Source organism: Nocardioides daedukensis, from assembly GCF_013408415.1.
Taxonomy (GTDB): domain Bacteria; phylum Actinomycetota; class Actinomycetes; order Propionibacteriales; family Nocardioidaceae; genus Nocardioides; species Nocardioides daedukensis.
Genome location: NZ_JACCAA010000001.1, coordinates 3,534,111 through 3,549,114 on the forward strand (window position 1 = coordinate 3,534,111; position 15,004 = coordinate 3,549,114).

At 68.1% G+C, this 15,004-nt stretch carries 17 protein-coding genes; 13 read left to right on the forward strand and 4 right to left on the reverse strand.

Features of this window, described 5'->3' with window-relative positions; genetic code table 11:
• Positions 1-39: 39 nt before the first annotated feature.
• The 5 genes from BJ980_RS17210 to BJ980_RS17230 all read left to right on the forward strand — a co-directional run bounded on the left by BJ980_RS17210 (position 40) and on the right by BJ980_RS17230 (position 3,413).
• Positions 40-2,118 carry an ATP-dependent DNA helicase UvrD2 gene (locus BJ980_RS17210; RefSeq protein ID WP_179503422.1) on the forward strand — a complete coding sequence of 693 codons (2,079 nt, stop codon included), beginning with the start codon at positions 40-42 and terminating at the stop codon, positions 2,116-2,118.
• 141 nt (positions 2,119-2,259) lie between these two features.
• Positions 2,260-2,448 (forward strand): hypothetical protein, encoded by a 189-nt coding sequence (locus tag BJ980_RS17215; RefSeq protein ID WP_179503423.1) that lies wholly within the window; start codon positions 2,260-2,262, stop codon positions 2,446-2,448.
• 131 nt (positions 2,449-2,579) lie between these two features.
• Positions 2,580-2,891 carry a WhiB family transcriptional regulator gene (locus BJ980_RS17220; protein WP_179503424.1) on the forward strand — a complete coding sequence of 104 codons (312 nt, stop codon included), beginning with the start codon at positions 2,580-2,582 and terminating at the stop codon, positions 2,889-2,891.
• A gap of 98 nt (positions 2,892-2,989) precedes the next feature.
• Positions 2,990-3,115 (forward strand): hypothetical protein, encoded by a 126-nt coding sequence (locus BJ980_RS19365; protein WP_281363732.1) that lies wholly within the window; start codon positions 2,990-2,992, stop codon positions 3,113-3,115.
• Between the two features lie 133 nt (positions 3,116-3,248).
• Complete coding sequence (locus BJ980_RS17230) at positions 3,249-3,413, forward strand: hypothetical protein (RefSeq protein WP_179503426.1); 165 nt, start codon at positions 3,249-3,251, stop codon at positions 3,411-3,413.
• Between the two features lie 9 nt (positions 3,414-3,422).
• Here the strand turns inward: BJ980_RS17230 and BJ980_RS17235 are convergent, their stop codons facing one another.
• Positions 3,423-4,334, reverse strand: a complete 912-nt coding sequence (locus BJ980_RS17235) for a hypothetical protein (RefSeq protein WP_179503427.1) — start codon at positions 4,332-4,334, stop codon at positions 3,423-3,425.
• A 130-nt stretch (positions 4,335-4,464) separates the two neighbouring features.
• On the reverse strand, positions 4,465-4,623 hold the full coding sequence (locus BJ980_RS17240) for a DUF5679 domain-containing protein (RefSeq protein WP_168618186.1): 159 nt from the start codon (positions 4,621-4,623) through the stop codon (positions 4,465-4,467).
• Positions 4,624-4,840: 217 nt separating this feature from the next.
• Between BJ980_RS17240 and BJ980_RS17245 the strand changes: the two genes are divergently transcribed.
• The 3 genes from BJ980_RS17245 (at position 4,841) to BJ980_RS17255 (ending at position 7,540) form a co-directional block, all read left to right on the forward strand.
• Positions 4,841-5,650, forward strand: a complete 810-nt coding sequence (locus tag BJ980_RS17245; protein ID WP_179503428.1) for an enoyl-CoA hydratase/isomerase family protein — start codon at positions 4,841-4,843, stop codon at positions 5,648-5,650.
• Positions 5,651-5,967: 317 nt separating this feature from the next.
• Positions 5,968-7,002 (forward strand): PHP domain-containing protein, encoded by a 1,035-nt coding sequence (locus BJ980_RS17250; protein ID WP_343047857.1) that lies wholly within the window; start codon positions 5,968-5,970, stop codon positions 7,000-7,002.
• A gap of 10 nt (positions 7,003-7,012) precedes the next feature.
• A complete protein-coding gene (locus BJ980_RS17255) occupies positions 7,013-7,540 on the forward strand; it encodes a M48 metallopeptidase family protein (RefSeq protein ID WP_179503430.1) in 528 nt (175 codons plus the stop codon).
• Between the two features lie 53 nt (positions 7,541-7,593).
• Here the strand turns inward: BJ980_RS17255 and BJ980_RS17260 are convergent, their stop codons facing one another.
• A complete protein-coding gene (locus tag BJ980_RS17260; RefSeq protein WP_343047858.1) occupies positions 7,594-8,145 on the reverse strand; it encodes an NUDIX hydrolase in 552 nt (183 codons plus the stop codon).
• A complete protein-coding gene (locus BJ980_RS17265) occupies positions 8,142-9,488 on the reverse strand; it encodes a zinc-dependent metalloprotease (RefSeq protein ID WP_179503431.1) in 1,347 nt (448 codons plus the stop codon). Before BJ980_RS17265 ends, BJ980_RS17260 begins: the two co-directional genes overlap by 4 nt.
• Positions 9,489-9,543: 55 nt before the next feature.
• Here BJ980_RS17265 and BJ980_RS17270 point away from each other — a divergent pair, with 55 nt between their 5' ends.
• The 5 genes from BJ980_RS17270 to BJ980_RS17290 are packed head-to-tail and all read left to right on the forward strand — an operon-like array spanning position 9,544 to position 14,945.
• Entirely contained in the window at positions 9,544-9,981 is a 438-nt protein-coding gene (locus BJ980_RS17270) for a molybdenum cofactor biosynthesis protein MoaE (protein ID WP_179503432.1), read from the forward strand.
• 49 nt (positions 9,982-10,030) lie between these two features.
• Positions 10,031-10,294, forward strand: coding sequence for a hypothetical protein (locus tag BJ980_RS17275; protein WP_179503433.1), 264 nt, complete (start codon positions 10,031-10,033; stop codon positions 10,292-10,294).
• A 44-nt stretch (positions 10,295-10,338) separates the two neighbouring features.
• A complete protein-coding gene (locus BJ980_RS17280) occupies positions 10,339-11,388 on the forward strand; it encodes a YlbL family protein (RefSeq protein ID WP_179503434.1) in 1,050 nt (349 codons plus the stop codon).
• Entirely contained in the window at positions 11,389-12,015 is a 627-nt protein-coding gene (locus tag BJ980_RS17285; protein ID WP_246279998.1) for a PPA1309 family protein, read from the forward strand.
• Positions 12,012-14,945, forward strand: coding sequence for a UPF0182 family membrane protein (locus tag BJ980_RS17290; protein WP_179503435.1), 2,934 nt, complete (start codon positions 12,012-12,014; stop codon positions 14,943-14,945). Before BJ980_RS17285 ends, BJ980_RS17290 begins: the two co-directional genes overlap by 4 nt.
• The last annotated feature ends 59 nt before the right edge of the window (positions 14,946-15,004 follow it).

Here is a 15,004-nt window from a genome sequence, read left to right on the forward strand (position 1 = left end):
GTTTCATCAGGCCAACCAGTTCTTGAGGTGAATTGTTCCATGCCAGCCGACCTGCCCGACCTTCATCGGGGCGGCGACGACCTGCTCAGCGCCCTCGACCCCGAACAGCGTCGGGTGGCCGAGGCGCTGCGCGGTCCGGTGCGCGTGCTCGCCGGCGCCGGCACGGGCAAGACCCGCGCGATCACGCACCGGATCGCCCACGGCGTGGCCACCGGCGTCTACCAGCCGACCGAGGTCCTGGCCGTCACCTTCACCACCAAGGCCGCAGGCGAGATGCGCACCCGACTGCGCCAGCTCGGCGCACCGGGTGTGCAGGCCCGCACCTTCCACGCGGCCGCTCTGCGCCAGCTGCGCTACTTCTGGCCGACCGTGCACGGTTCCGAACTGCCACAGCTCACCGAGTCCAAGCTCCCGCTGATCGGCCTCGCGGTCAGTCGCCAGCGCCTGCGCGCCGACAAGGGCACCATGCGTGACCTGGCCTCCGAGATCGAGTGGGCCAAAGTCAGCAACGTCCGTCCCGAGGAATACGCAACGCTGGCTCCTGCGCGCAACCGCGAGGTCAGCGGCCTCGACCACGCCACCGTGGCCCGGGTCTTCAGTGCCTACGAGGACGCCAAACGCAGCCAGGGGCGGATGGACATGGAGGACGTCCTGCTGCTGAACGCAGCCCTGCTCGCCGAGGACGAACGGGTCGCGGCGCAGGTACGTCGCCAATACAAGTTCTTCGTCGTCGATGAGTTCCAGGACGTCTCGCCGCTCCAGTCCGCGCTGCTGGACCTGTGGCTCGGGGGTCGCGACGAGATCTGCGTGGTCGGTGACCCGGCACAGACGATCTACAGTTTTGCCGGCGCCAACGCCGACTACCTGCGCAAGTTCACCGCCAAGCATCCCGGCGCCACCTCCATCGAGCTGGTTCGCAACTATCGCTCGACGCCCGAGGTGATCGGTGCCGCCAACCACCTGCTCGCCGGCACCAGCTCGCGCGGCGTGGAGCTGCGAGCCCAACGTCCCTCGGGCGACAAGGTCGAGTTCGTCGAGCACGCCGACGAGGTCGCCGAGGCCGAGGCCGTCGCAGCACGCATCAAGCAGATCCACGCCGCAGGGACCCCGCTCAGCGAGATCGCCGTGCTGTTCCGGATCAACGCCCAGTCCGAGGCCTTCGAGGACGCACTCTCGGCGCGGGGCATCGCGTACGTCGTACGTGGCGCCGCCCGGTTCTTCGACCGTCAAGAGGTGCGCCAGGCGATCACCCTGCTCCGTGGCACGGCCCGGTCCAGCGGCGGCACCGACTCGATGGTCGAGGACGTCCGGGGGACGCTGTCGGGGATGGGCTGGAACGCCGAGCCGCCCACCGGACGCGGCACCGCTCGCGACCGGTGGGAGTCGCTGCAGGCACTGGTCTCCCAGGCCGAGACGTTCGCCGCCACCTCCCAAGGCGCGGCGGACGGCGCCCTGGGTGCTTTCGTCGACGACCTGGACCGCCGAGCCGCCGAGCAGCACGCACCGGTGGCCGAAGGCGTCACCCTGGCAACGCTGCACACGGCCAAGGGCCTGGAGTGGGACGCCGTCTTCGTCTGCGGTGTCCAGGAGGGATCGATCCCGATCTCGTTCGCGCAGACCCCGGCCGAGGTCGAGGAAGAACGTCGCCTGCTCTATGTCGGGGTGACCCGGGCCCGGCTGCAGCTGAGCGTCTCCTGGTCGCTGGCCCGCAACCCGGGCGGTCGTTCCACCCGGCGCGCGTCGCGGTTCCTGCACGGCCTGCGCCCCGAGAACTCGACAGGCCAAGCAGGAAGTGCCCGCAAGCCTAAGAAGGCCGCTCGGGCGGCGATGTGCGGCACCTGCGGCAAGCCGTTGAGCAGTGCCGCCGAGCGCAAGGTGGGCAGGTGCGGTGACTGCCCGGCGACCTATGACGAGGCACTCTTCGAGCGATTGCGGCAGTGGCGCAAGGAGCGGGCGAGTGACGACGGGGTGCCCGCCTATGTCATCTTCACCGACAAGACGCTGGAGGCGATCGCCGAGGCGCGGCCCGACAACGAGGCCAAGCTGCTGCGCATCAGCGGGGTGGGCCCGGCCAAGATCGAGCGCTATGGCGAGGCCGTTCTGGAGCTGATCGAGTGAACGAAAAGAAAATTTGAAGAAATACCCAGAAAATCGATTGCCCATTACATGGGTGGCACGATAGTTTTCTTCCACTAGCAAATCCGCGCATCACGATCTTGGCAAGATCAGCGCCCGACTCACCTGAGGAGGTGGACCCCCATGAAGAACCTCGACATCACCATCACGACTGCTCCGCAGTCGCGCATCGGCATGTCCGCGTCCTGGACGTCCGCCTACACCTTTGGTGGCGGCGCCTGCGGTCGAGTCGATGCCCCGGCCGTGAAGCACGCTGCCCGCATTGCGGGAGCCCCCTTCGGGACCAGTGTCTGGAGTCCACCGTCTGATTGAGGAAACTCAACCAGCAGCCTCCAGGCCGCGGAACCCGATAACCCGGGATCCGCGGTCTTTTTGTTTGGCCAGATGCGTCTGGCCCCGCCCGATCCACACCCGACAGATCAGGTCACAAGGAGGTGACACACATGACCATCAGCGTCCTCGACAAGCCAGCCGACTTCTCACTCGGTGGCCTTCATCAGGCGGCTGACACCGTCGATGAGGAGCTCTTGCCCTGCCGGGTGAACAACCCCGAGCTCTTCTTCGCTGAGTCACCCACCGACGTGGAGCACGCGAAGACCCTTTGCACCGACTGCCCCGTGCAGTCGCTCTGCCTCGCCGGCGCCTTGGAGCGCCGCGAGCCCTGGGGGGTCTGGGGCGGCGAGCTCTTCCTCCAGGGAGTGGTGATTCCCCGCAAAAGGCCGCGCGGCCGCCCCCGCAAGAACGCCGCAGCCTGAGCGGCCCCACCCCGAAGGAAACCAGAACAGACATGAACAACTACACGAACCGGAGTCACGACATGAGTCTCATGCACGAAGAATTGGCACGCGCGCAAATGTCCGCGCGCCTGGGAGAGGCGCAGGCAAGCAGGCGCGGTCACCAGGTCGCGATGGCCCGTCGGCTCAGCCGCAAGGCTGAGCGGGCCGCGCAGCAGGCACGCCTCGCACTGGCTCGCCTGTGAGGCCCGGCCGGGCGCGAAGGTCGCGTCCCGGCCCGGCTGAACCCTGCGAGCCTTCCGGGATCACGCATCCCGGAACCCATCAACTGGCTGGGCCGGTGGTCATCGACCACCGGCCCGGTCTAGTTTTGTAGCCGTGGCAGCAACCTGCGACTTCTGCGGCAAGCAGGCCGACGGCGAGGACCTCCCGTTGACCTGGACCACGGCGACGGAGAACGGCCGGCGCCGAGTCTTCTGCGACACCTGTTCGCGCGAACACCTCAGAGCCATGGAGAGCAAGCTCGACTCCGAGTGGTGGTGAGCGGCCCGCTCAGAAGGCCACCGCTCGACCCCAGGCGCATCCGCACGAGGGGTGCTGGCGCCACTCGGTGAGCGGCAGCTCGAGGTCGGCGTCGAAGTCGATCGAGGTCGAAAAGGTCCTCGGCGCCCGTCCGTCGATCCAGTTCACGATGTCCCTGGCCAGCCACAGCACCGCCATCTCGACGAGATCGTGGTGGATCGGCTCCGGCAGCCCGTCCCGGGCGTCGGTGGCGGCGGCGTACTGCGCCACGATCAACGCACGCCGCGGATCGCGGTCGGTGTGGTGGGCGTCCACGCACCGCACACAGGCGGTCTGACCCGGGACCACGAACGGGCCGGCGGTCACCGTGCCCTCGGAGCAGACCAACACCACGTGCGGCAGGTCGTCGCGGATCCAGTCGTCGAAACGCTCCCGCTCCGGCTCACCGCGCGACAGGTGCACCGCCAGGAGTGGTTGCCGGTCCAGGTCGACCCCGGCGTCGTCGAGAAGTTGGCTGAGCCGTTGCGCTGCCCGCGGCAAGCCACGGTGGGAGACCTCGACGGGGATGTCACCGCGCCGCGCCAGCAGCGCTGCTGCCTCGTCATGACGGTCGCAGAACAGGGCGCTGAGCGACTCACGGAGGCTCGGGGACGGCTCAGCGCCTAGCGCGGCGAGGAAGGTGTCGGCGTCGAGCACCAGGTCGTGCTCGAGCAGGGCGGCACACAGGCGGCGTACGTCGTGACCCAGCACGGGCGGGGGAGCGGGTGGCACACCGTTGCGCAGCGCCTCGAGGACCTGATGGACCTCGTCCGTGTCCGGCGCGGTCACGGCGAGATGTTCCCCGAGGCCGATCTGGATCCGGCCGTCCTCGCGGCGGCACAGGCGCACGCCGGGCCGCAGCAGGGGACGGGCCGGGAATCCCGGGTGACGAACGTGAGGCATGGCGGCACGATTCCACAGCGGGGGACCGGCTGTGGTGCTTCATCCACAGGGGCCGGAAGAAGGCCCGAACAAATGACGATGGCGCGGCCCGAGGGGGGCCGCGCCATCGTGTGGTGCTGTGGGGCGAGTGTTACGCCTTGCCGAGGATCCGGTTGAGATTGGTGCCGCACTCGGGGCACACGGCCTTCGCCATGCGGGTGCCCTTGTCGTTCACCTTGACCTCACCCGAGGCCTCGCGCTTGGCCTTGCACTTCACGCAGTAGAACTCGCCGCTCCAGGTCTCCGCCATGACGGCCTCCTTGCCTATGTGTATCTCGGTCGTCGCGACGGGGTTGGGGGGAAGCCCGCCGGGGTCTCACGGATCTCCGTGGTGACCACCAAAAACACTACGCCACGCCTGAAGAAACCCGCGGGAGGCTCCCCGTGGCGCTTTGCCACGGGTTTCCCGGTGGCCGGTCAGGGTGGGCGTCACCCCCGACTCCTGGCCCGACCCCTACCCTCGAGACATGTCCGAGAACGAGCTCACCTCGCTGCCCTACCTCGACGTCGACCGGCCGGAGTCGGGGGTTGTCGTACTCACCCTGGCCGACCATCCGCGACGCAACGTGATGTCGGATGAGATGACTGCATCCTGGGTGCAGGCCATCGACGCCCTGACTCGAGAGCCGGGACTGCGAGCGGTGGTGGTGACCGGGCAGGGGAGCGCGTTCTGTTCCGGTGGCGATCTGGGCTGGCTGTCCGCCGAGCCCGACGCAACCGTGGACGAGCTGCGCGCCCGGATGCTGCCGTTCTATCGCGCTTGGCTTTCGATCCGCCGGCTCGAGGTGCCCACCATCGCGGCGATCAACGGTCCCGCGATCGGGGCCGGGCTCTGCGTGGCGATGGCCTGCGACCTCAGGTATGCCGCCTCCTCGGCGCGGATGGGCGCCCCGTTCGTGAAGCTCGGGCTGCATCCCGGGATGGCCTCGACCTGGCTGTTCCCCGACGTGCTCGGCCCCGCCGTGGCGCGCGACCTGCTGCTCACCGGACGCCTCGTGCGCGGCGAGGAGGCGGTCAGCCTCGGGCTGGTCTCCCGGGTGATCCAGGACGAGGGCTTCCTGGACGAGGTGGTCGCCACGGCTACTGGGATCGCCGCCAACGCCCCGGTCGCGACCCGGTTGACCAAACTCGCGCTGGGCGGCGCCGGCCACCGCGACATCGAGGCTGCTCTGCAGTGGGAGGCGCTGGCCCAGCCTGTGACGATGGCGACTGCGGACCTGCACGAGGGCATCGCGGCCGCGCAGGAGAAGCGGTCACCGCGGTTCGAGGGCCGCTGAGAAAGGTAGACACAGAAGGGGCCTCCCGCCTGCCACCACCACGCGTGCCTTCCCCTTGCCAGCATGGCGACGGATGACCGGAGGCCCCATCTGCGGCTGAGGCTAGGGCCAGCGGAGTCGCCCGGTCAATGCGCAATTCACGCAGCCTGTGGACAAGGCTGTGCAAAACATGTGGAATCGATGCGGATTCCTGTGTGAAACCAGTGGACGGGCGTGTGGACAACGAACCCCGGAATCCACCGAACTGGCCCCTGAACAGGGAAAACAATCGCCGCCGGTTGTGGACGGAGAAGAATCATCGAGATCGGAGCAGCATCGTGACACAGCAGGCGCCCACGCCCGTGGCAGCGCTGCGCAGAATTGCCTTCCTGCTCGAGCGCGCACGCGAGGACACCTACAAGATCAAGGCCTTCCGCAGCGCCGCCGCCGCGATCCTGCCGCTCGCCGAGGACGAGCTGGCCGCCAAGACCGCCGAAGGCACGCTCACCGACCTGCCCGGCGTCGGCGCGAGCTCGGCGAAGGTGATCGCCGACAGCGTCGCCGGTCGGGTGCCGGAGCGCCTGGCCAAGCTCGAGGAGCAGTACGCCGGCCCGCTGGCCCCTGGTGGCCGCGAGCTGCGCAAGGCGCTGCGCGGCGACCTGCACTCCCACTCCGACTGGTCCGACGGTGGATCGCCGATCGAGGAGATGGCGTTCACCGCGATCGAGCTCGGCCACGACTACCTGGTGCTCACCGATCACTCGCCACGCCTGACCATTGCCCACGGTCTCAGCGCCGAGCGGCTCGGCAGGCAGTTGCTGGTGGTCGACGCCGTCAACGAGCACCTCGCCGGCTCGGGGTTCCGGATGCTGAAGGGGATCGAGGTGGACATCCTCACCGACGGCGCGCTGGACCAGAGCGAGGAGATGCTCGCCCAGTTGGACCTGCGGGTGGCCAGTGTCCACTCCAAGCTGGCGATGGACGCCGAGCAGATGACGCGACGGATGATCGCCGCCGTCGAGAACCCGTTCACCAACGTGCTCGGCCACTGCACCGGCCGCCTGGTCACCGGGAGCCGGGGCACCAGGCCCGGCTCGCGGTTCGATGCACGCAAGGTGTTCGAGGCCTGTCTGGCCAACGACGTCGCCGTCGAGATCAACTCCCGACCCGAGCGACGCGACCCACCGACCGCGCTGCTGGAGCTCGCCCGCGACCTCGGCTGCCTGTTCTCGATCGACTCCGACGCGCACGCGCCCGGACAGTTGGACATGCTCGACTATGGCTGCGAACGGGCCGAGGCCGCCGGCATCGAACCCGAGCGAATCGTCAACACGTGGTCATCTGAGCGCCTCGTCGCGTGGGCAAACGGCTAGCGTTGCGCCCATGGTCGAACGGGAGATCGAGGTGCGCCGTTCCAAGCGACGTCGCCGCACCGTCTCGGCCTATCGCGACGGGGACAAGGTCGTGGTGCTGATCCCGGCCAGCATGACCAAGGCCCAAGAGGCCGAATGGGTCGAGACGATGGTGGCCCGGCTGGACAAGCAAGACCAGCGACGCCGCCCTTCCGACGAGCAACTCTTCAAGCGCGCGATGGACCTGTCGACCCTCTACTTCGGCGGGATCATTGAGCCCGACTCGGTGCGCTGGGTGGAGAACCAGAACTCACGCTGGGGCTCCTGCACGCCGGGGGACCGGTCGATCCGGCTCTCACACCGACTGCAGGGAATGCCGGTGTGGGTCGTCGACTATGTCCTGGTCCATGAGCTCGCGCACCTGATCGAACCCAGCCACAATGAGGAGTTCTGGAGTTGGGTGGACCGCTATCCCAAGGCCGAGCGGGCCAAGGGATTCCTGATGGGGTGGTCCTCGGCGGCTGACATGGACGCCCCCGCCAGCGATCACGTGGACTGATCGGGTGGACGACTAGGCGCACTGAGCGGGTGGACCGAGCGGGGCGTTCGCGATCAGCGAGCCGCCACTAGGTCCCGCGCCAGGGCGATGAGCCGGTCCATGTCGTCCTCGAGCCCCTCGGGCAACTGATCGACGGGCCACCAACGTACGTCGAGCGACTCGTCGCTGGCGGCGTGCGCGGCACCTTCCGGGGCCACCGCCACGAAGCGCACGTCCAGGTGCGCGACCGTTCCACGTGGATCGCAGAACGGCACGGCGTGCTCGTCGAGCTGCACCGGCGTCGCGATGAAGTCCAACGAGCTCAACCCCGACTCCTCCAAGGCTTCGCGTAGGGCGACCCCGGCAAGGGTCTCGTCCTGTTCCTCGCAGTGACCGCCGAACGCGAACCAGCGCTTGGCCTTGCGATGCAGGTTCAGCAGCACCGCCTGGCCATCATGGGAGAGGACCAGGGTTCCGGCGGTGACGTGAGCGGGAAAGCACTCACGCCTCATCCCTTCCGGGTGCTCTTCGAGGTGCGCGAGGATCCGTTGTCTGTGCTGCTCCTGGGCGGCATCGGGCGCGGTCCAGGACCCGAGCACGTCCAACGCGTCGTCGTGCAGGTTCACGCGTCGGGGGAGTCGGGGGAGTCCCCGCCGGTGTTGTCGCCCTTGCCCTCGCCCTGGCTGTCGTCGAGCAACTTGGCGAGCTCGGCGTCGAAGTCCTCATCCGAGAGCGACACGGACTCGGCCGTCTCCTCGCGGAAGCCCAGCGGGTCGTCGAGGTCATCGGCGCTCGGCAGCAGGTCGGGGTGCAGCCACACCGAGTCGCGGCCGTCGTTGCCGTGCCGGGTGCGGAGCGATCCCCACAGCGTGGAGGCATCGCGCAGGCGGCGCGGTCGCAACTCGAGACCGACCAGTGCAGCGAAGGTCTCCTCGGCAGGCCCGCCGGCAGCCCGGCGACGGCGTACCGCCTCCTGCAGTCGGGTCGCGGCCGGCATCCGCTCGTTGGCGGCCTGACCGACCACGTCGTCGACCCAGCCCTCCACGAGTGCCAGTGTGGTCTCCAGTCGCAACAGCGCGGCCTGCTGGGCGGGGGTCTGCTTGGGCTCGAACAGCCCGCCCTCCATCGCTTCCTGGATCGCGGTCGGGTCGCCGGGGTTGAGGTTGCGCATCTGCTCCTCGATGCCGGCGGTGTCGATGGTGATGCCGCGGCCATAGTCGGCGACCGCGGAGATCAGGTGCTCGCGCAACCACGGCACGTGGGCGAAGAGGCGCTGGTGAGCGGCTTCGCGCAGCGCGAGATAGAGGCGTACGTCGTCCGAGGTGATGTCGAGGCCCTCGGCGAACTTCGCGACGTTGGTCGGGACGAGTGCGGCCCGCCCGGCCGGACCCAGCGGCAGGCCGATGTCGGAGGCAGTGAGCACCTCGCCGGCCAAGCCGCCAAGAGCGGTGCCGACCTGGCTGCCGAACATCGCACCACCCATCTGACCGAGCATCCCGATCAGCGGACCGGCCATCGCCCTGGCTTCCTCGGGCAGCGCCTTGCCCATCGCGGCGACGACGTGCTCGGCGACGGGCTCGACCAGCACCTGCCAGACCGCCCGCGTCGACTCGATCCATTCCGCACGGCTCCAGGCCGCGGTGGAGGTCACGCCGGAGGGGAACTCGCAGGCCTCGTCGAGCCAGTGGTCGGCCAGGCGGACCGCGTCGGCGACCGCGTCCTGCTCGCGCTGCGAGGGCGAGGGGTCGGGCTCCTTCGCGACGGCCTGCCGAGCGAGGTCACCGGCCAGCTTCCAGTTCACTGCGCCGTCGTGCGGGGCCATCATCGACTGCATCTGGCTCATCAGCGCGGAGAGGTCGGGCATCCCGCCGGCACCGGGTCCGCCGACGCCGCCGAACGCACCGAAGATCTGCTCGAACGGTGTGCCCTTGAACGGGTTCTCCGGCTGCTCGCCGGGGTTTTCACTCATGGCACCAAGTTACTCGCCCGCTGGTCATCATGTGAGGGACGGATAGTCTCGGTCCATGACTGCTGCACTTCCATACGGCGTACGCCTGGTGGCTCTGCGCGACGAGGCCCTGTCGGTCGACGAAGCGCTGAGCGCGGTCGAGGACGACACCACAGGTGGGGTCACCTGCTTCGTGGGCCGGGTCCGCGACCACGACGGCGGTCGCGGGGTGACCGGACTCGAGTATGTCGCCCACCCGAGCGCCGAGACGAAGCTCGTCGAGGTCTGCGCCTCGGTGGTCGCCGAGCACCCCGGAGCCCTGCTGGCCGCGGTGCACCGGGTGGGGAAGCTGGCGATCGGGGACGCGGCCGTCGTGGTTGCGGCCTCGGCTGCGCATCGCGACCTCGCCTTCGCCGCCTCGCGAGCGCTGATCGACCGGCTCAAGGCCGAGGTGCCGATCTGGAAGCACCAGCTGTTCGAGGACGGCGACGAGGAGTGGGTGAACTCGCCCTGACGGGCGCGTTGCACCACTGCGACGAGGGCCGGCGTGGAAGACTGGACGCGTGGAGATCCTGTGGTGGCTGGCGCCTCCCGTCGTCGTGACCGTGGTCGCGATGGCCTGGGTGTCGTGGCTCGGACGCGTCGGCCGTGGTGAGGTCGACCGCAACGTCGCCGTGGAGCGGATGGCCAGGGCCCTTCGCAAGGACCACCCCGGCCAGCGTGCGCCCGGACCGGCAACGACCCGGCCCCGCGATCGCAGCACCGGCATCGCCGTACGCCCGTCACGCAACCGTGACGACGCGGGCGACGTACGCCGTTCCGCCTGATCCCAGGTGCCTCCCGCTTGTGACCGGATGAGAAGGTTGGCCGCATGAGTCGGCGCACCCTCGCGATTGTGATCTCCGTCCCCCTGATGGTGGCGCTGTGGATCGCTGCGGCGATGGTGCCCGTCCCCTATGTCACCTTCTCGCCCGGAGTCACTGTCGACGTCCTCTCCGAGGTCGGCGGCCAGGAGCGGATCCAGGTGCAGGGCCACGACACCTATTACGACGGCGGCGAGCTGCGGATGACCACCGTGTCGGTCACCACCGCGGAGAACAAGGTCAGCCTGTTCTCCGCGCTGAGCGCCTGGCTCAGCGACGAGCGGGCGGTGCAGCCCTACGACGCCTACTACGAAGAGGGCACCACCAACGAGCAGAACGACATCGAGTCGTCGGTGCAGATGGTCTCCTCCCAGGACGCCGCGATCGCGGCAGCCCTGCGCGCGCTGAACTATGACCTGAAGCCGACCGTGGAGATCTTCCACGTCAACCAGGACAGCCCGGCCGACGGCAAGCTCGGCGTGCGGGACCGGATCGTGCGGGTGAACGGCAAGGACATCAAGGGTGACGTCTCCCTGGTCGCCAAGCAGGTCAAGGCCGCTGGCACCAAGCCCGTCACGTTCACGGTGATCCGCGACAAGAAGCGCTCCACCGTCAAGGTCACCCCCGAGAAGGTGGACGGCAAGCCGATGGTGGGCATCACCTCGGGACCCAGCTTCGTCTTCCCGTTCCAGGTCGCGGTCAACATCGACCCGAGGATCGGCGGGCCCAGCGCCGGCCTGATGTTCTCTCTGGCCATCTTCGACACGCTCACCAAGGGCTCGCTGACCGGGGGACACCGGATCGCCGGGACCGGCACCATCGACGCCGAGGGCAAGGTCGGGCCGATCGGCGGAATCCAGCAGAAGATCCCCGCCGCCCGCAAGGCCGGCTCCGAGCTGTTCCTCGTGCCCCCGGACAACTGCGAGGAGGCGCTCGGCGGCGCCAACGGCGACATGCGCCTGGTCCGCGCAGACACCCTCGAGTCCGCGCGCACCTCGATCGAGACATGGGTCAAAAACCCGAAGGCCAAGTTGCCCTCCTGCAAGGACGTGAAGTGAATGACTGGCCCTGAAGACATCGGCCCTGACGAAACCGGCCCTGAAGAGACTGGCCCTGACGGGATCGACAGCCTCGACGATGCCCTGGCGGACCCGGCACTCGCCGCGGCGGTCCACGAGCTCGAGCTGCATGCCGCGGCCGACGGCTGGGACCAGAAGTCCCGGCTCTACGCGCTCGCCCTGACCAGTGACCTGGTCGCCAAGGAGCCCGGCCTCGCCGCGGCCCTGGGGCTCGACGCCGCCAGCGCCGAGGGGTCGTTCACCCCGATCGAGCAGGAGCTCGACGCATCGGTGCCGTTCGAGACCGTGCTGGCCTCGATCAGCTGGCCCGACGAGGTCGTCGGCTGCGCCGCGGTCGTCGAGCGCCTGGTGCTGCCGCCCGACGTGGATGCCGCGATCCCCGAGGATCCCGAGGCTGCGTTGACGTTCGCCCAGGAGCACCCCCTTCGCCAGGAGGTACGCATCGTGGCGGCCGCCGTACGCGACGGCTCGACCTATTCCGCGCTGAGGTTGCGCGCCCACGACGACGACACGTCCGTCGTCGGTGGGGCAGACCTCGTTCCCGAACTCGTAGAACTGCTGCGTGCCACCCTTGAGGGTGACAGTCCTGAGGAGACCCGGACATGAGTGACATCTTCGACGATGAGCCCCGCCAGCCCACCCGGCAGGCTCCGAAGCGTCCCGGACGCTCCCGGGCCCTGTGGATCACCCTCGGGATCGTGGTCGCACTGGTCCTGGCCTTCACCGGCTTCGCCTCGTTCTGGTCCGAGCGGCTGTGGTTCAACTCGGTCGGCTACGAGAGCGTCTTCTCCAACCTGATCCGCACCCGGATCGGACTGTTCCTGGTCTTCGGCCTGCTGATGGCCGTCGTGGTCGGGATCAACCTCTACCTGGCCTACCGGTTCCGGCCGATCTTCCGCCCGGCCTCTGCCGAGCAGGTCAGCCTGGATCGCTATCGCGACGCGGTGCAGCCGATCCGCGTCCTCCTGCTGATCGGTGTCGCCGGAGTGGTCGGCGCCTTCGCGGGTGCCACGGCTGCGGGCAAGTGGCGCGAGTTCATGCTCTGGCGCAACGGTGAGTCGTTCGGCAAGAAGGACCCGTTCTTCGACAAGGACATCGGGTTCTACCTCTTCGACCTGCCGTGGCTGCACTTCCTGGTGGACTTCACGATGGCAGCGGCCGTGATCGCGCTGATCATCGCGGCGATCGCGCACTACCTGTATGGCGGGATCAAGCTGCAGTCGTCGACCGACCGGTTCTCCGGGCCGGCCGCCGTGCAGCTGTCGGTGCTGCTGGGAGTCTTCGTGCTCGCCAAGGCCGTCGACTACTGGCTCGACCGCTTCGACCTGCTCAACCAGGGTGGCTCGCTGATGACGGGCATCGGCTACACCGATGACCACGCGGTGCTGCCTGCCAAGAACATCTTGATGTTCATCGCGCTGATCTGCGCGGTGCTCTTCTTCGCCAACATCATTCGCCGCACCTGGATCCTGCCCTCGGTGGCGCTCGGGCTGCTGGTGCTCTCCTCGATCCTGCTCGGGATGATCTGGCCGGCCATCGTGCAGCAGTTCCAGGTCTCGCCGTCGCAGGCGGTCAAGGAGGAGCCCTACCTGCAGAAGAACATCGACGCGACCCGTTCGGCGTACGACATCGAGGACGTCGAGGTCACCGACTTCAAGGGCGAGACCGACCTCAGCACGGCCCAGCAGGCCGAAGAGGTCACCAACATCAAGGAGATCCGTCTCCTCGACCCGGCCCTGGTCCGTGCGACGTTCGAGCAGCTGCAGCAGGAGAAGGGCTACTACTCCGTCGGTGACGTGCTCGACGTCGACCGCTATGAGATCAACGGCGAGAAGCGCGACGTCGTGATCGGTGTCCGCGAGCTCAACCAGGACGGTCTGCCCGAGGGCAACAAGAACTGGTCGAACCTGCACACCGTCTACACCCACGGTTTCGGCGTCATCGCCGCCTTCGGAAACCAGCGTGACCTGGAGAACGAGGCGCAGTCGACGCGTGACGAGCCGGTCTGGCTCGAGCAGGGGCTGCCGCCCACCGGCGAGCTCAGCAAGATGTCCGAGGACGGCTATCGGGGCCAGATCTACTTCGGTGAGAAGAGCCCCGACTACTCGATCGTCGGCAAGGCCGAGGAGGACGCGCGCGACGTCGAGCTCGACATCCCGGACGACTCCGAGACCGGCAGCGCCCGGACCAACACCTATGACGGTGCCGCGGGCGTGCCCGTCGGTGGTCTGTTCCACAAGGCGATCTATGCGTGGAAGTTCGGTGAGCCGAACATCCTGCTCTCGGATCGGGTGAACAAGAACTCCAAGATCCTCTATGACCGCGACCCGCGGCTGATGGTGGAGAAGGTCGCCCCGTGGCTGACCGTCGACGCCGACCCCTATCCCGCGGTGGTGGACGGCAAGGTCGTCTGGTTGATGGACGGCTACACGACCACCGATCAATATCCGCAGGCCGAGCGTGGCTCGTTCCAGGACATGACCAGCGACTCGTTGGACACGGACAACGAGTTCCGCACGCTGCCGACCGACGAGATCAACTACATGCGCAACGCGGTCAAGGCGGTCGTCGATGCCTATGACGGCACGGTGACCCTCTATGCGTGGGACGAGAAGGACCCGCTGCTCAAGGCGTGGCGCTCGGCGTTCCCCGGCACGGTGAAGGACAAGAAGGACATCCCCGCGGACCTGCTGGCGCACATGCGTTATCCCGAGGACATGTTCAAGGTGCAGCGCTACCAGTTGGCGGCCTATCACGTGGACAAGGCGAGCACGTTCTATGAGGGCAACGCGCGCTGGGCGGTCCCCGAGGACCCGAACTCGCCCGGACAGCTGCAGCCGCCATACCGGCTCTCCGTGCGTACGCCGAAGGGTGGCGAGGAGCCGATCTTCTCGCTGACCTCGGTCTATGTGCCGAACAACCGGCAGAACCTGGCTGCGTTCGTTTCGGTCGACAGCGATGCGTCGCTGGACACCTACGGCAAGATCCGCGTCCTCGAGCTCGGCGGCACCCGCGTCGACGGGCCCGGCCAGGCAGCTGCCCGGTTCGGATCGAACGACGAGATCCAGCGCCGCCTCGAGGCGTTGACCCGCAACTCGAACGTCAAGACCATCAACGGCAACCTGCTCACGTTGCCGGTGGGGGACAGCCTGCTCTATGTGCAGCCGGTGTATGCCGTGCGCCAGGGCACCAACACCGCGAACTATCCGGTGCTGCGCCAGGTGCTGGTCTCCTTCGGTGAGAAGACGGCGATCGGGCAGACGGTGGCCGAGGCGGTGGCCAAGGTGCTGGAGGTCGACATCTCCGAGGGGAAGACTCAGCCGAAGGGCGACCCCAAGGACCCGAAGACACCCAAGGGCACCGTCCAGGAGCAGCTCCAGGACCTGCTGGTCGAGGCTGACCAGAAGTTCAAGGACGCCGACGCAGCGCTGAAGAAGGGCGATCTCGCCGGGTATGCCGACATCACCAAGGAGGCCGAGAAGCTGATCACCGAAGCTCTCGAGCTCTCCCAGCAGGAGCCCGCAAAGAAGGAGTGACACAGGCCACCCGGGTTGGATTTGGACTGGGACGGGGCATCACGTAGTGTTCTGTTCAC

Excerpts from the sequence above, each read along its gene's own strand:
- BJ980_RS17210 (WP_179503422.1), top strand. The coding sequence starts at position 40 with ATGCCAGCCGACCTGCCCGACCTTCATCGGGGCGGCGACGACCTGCTC.
- BJ980_RS17215 (WP_179503423.1), top strand. The coding sequence starts at position 2,260 with ATGAAGAACCTCGACATCACCATCACGACTGCTCCGCAGTCGCGCATC.
- BJ980_RS17220 (WP_179503424.1), top strand. The coding sequence starts at position 2,580 with ATGACCATCAGCGTCCTCGACAAGCCAGCCGACTTCTCACTCGGTGGC.
- BJ980_RS19365 (WP_281363732.1), top strand. The coding sequence starts at position 2,990 with ATGTCCGCGCGCCTGGGAGAGGCGCAGGCAAGCAGGCGCGGTCACCAG.
- BJ980_RS17235 (WP_179503427.1), bottom strand. The coding sequence starts at position 4,334 with ATGCCTCACGTTCGTCACCCGGGATTCCCGGCCCGTCCCCTGCTGCGG.
- BJ980_RS17240 (WP_168618186.1), bottom strand. The coding sequence starts at position 4,623 with ATGGCGGAGACCTGGAGCGGCGAGTTCTACTGCGTGAAGTGCAAGGCC.
- BJ980_RS17245 (WP_179503428.1), top strand. The coding sequence starts at position 4,841 with ATGTCCGAGAACGAGCTCACCTCGCTGCCCTACCTCGACGTCGACCGG.
- BJ980_RS17255 (WP_179503430.1), top strand. The coding sequence starts at position 7,013 with ATGGTCGAACGGGAGATCGAGGTGCGCCGTTCCAAGCGACGTCGCCGC.
- BJ980_RS17265 (WP_179503431.1), bottom strand. The coding sequence starts at position 9,488 with ATGAGTGAAAACCCCGGCGAGCAGCCGGAGAACCCGTTCAAGGGCACA.
- BJ980_RS17270 (WP_179503432.1), top strand. The coding sequence starts at position 9,544 with ATGACTGCTGCACTTCCATACGGCGTACGCCTGGTGGCTCTGCGCGAC.
- BJ980_RS17280 (WP_179503434.1), top strand. The coding sequence starts at position 10,339 with ATGAGTCGGCGCACCCTCGCGATTGTGATCTCCGTCCCCCTGATGGTG.
- BJ980_RS17285 (WP_246279998.1), top strand. The coding sequence starts at position 11,389 with ATGACTGGCCCTGAAGACATCGGCCCTGACGAAACCGGCCCTGAAGAG.
- BJ980_RS17290 (WP_179503435.1), top strand. The coding sequence starts at position 12,012 with ATGAGTGACATCTTCGACGATGAGCCCCGCCAGCCCACCCGGCAGGCT.